Below are 237 nucleotides of genomic sequence, written 5' to 3' on the forward strand. Positions count from 1 at the left end.
CTGGCGGTGAACACCGCGCGTCCGGTGAGCGGGCGCTCAACGGGAGTTTCGGTTTCGACGGTCAGCGGTGTGGGCGGCGTCGGCGGGGCCGCCGGCGCGTTGACCGGTGCTGGATCGGCGATGCCGAGCTCCGTTGCGATTTCGCCCAGGGGCGTCCACTGCGGCATGCCCTCGCGCCAGGCCAGCGAGGCGCGCGTGAGTGCGCCGGAGCGGTAGAGGCGGGCGATGGCATCCGCG

Annotated in this window: 1 protein-coding gene; it reads right to left on the reverse strand. The window is 73.8% G+C overall.

Annotated elements, in window-relative coordinates; genetic code table 11:
* The coding region (locus tag OH705_RS28680) for a DUF4339 domain-containing protein (RefSeq protein ID WP_267303631.1) at positions 1-237 on the reverse strand (237 nt) is incomplete at both ends.

It is taken from the genome of Pseudomonas sp. BJa3 (assembly GCF_026343815.1).
In the GTDB taxonomy this organism is placed as follows: Bacteria; Pseudomonadota; Gammaproteobacteria; order Pseudomonadales; family Pseudomonadaceae; genus Aquipseudomonas; species Aquipseudomonas soli.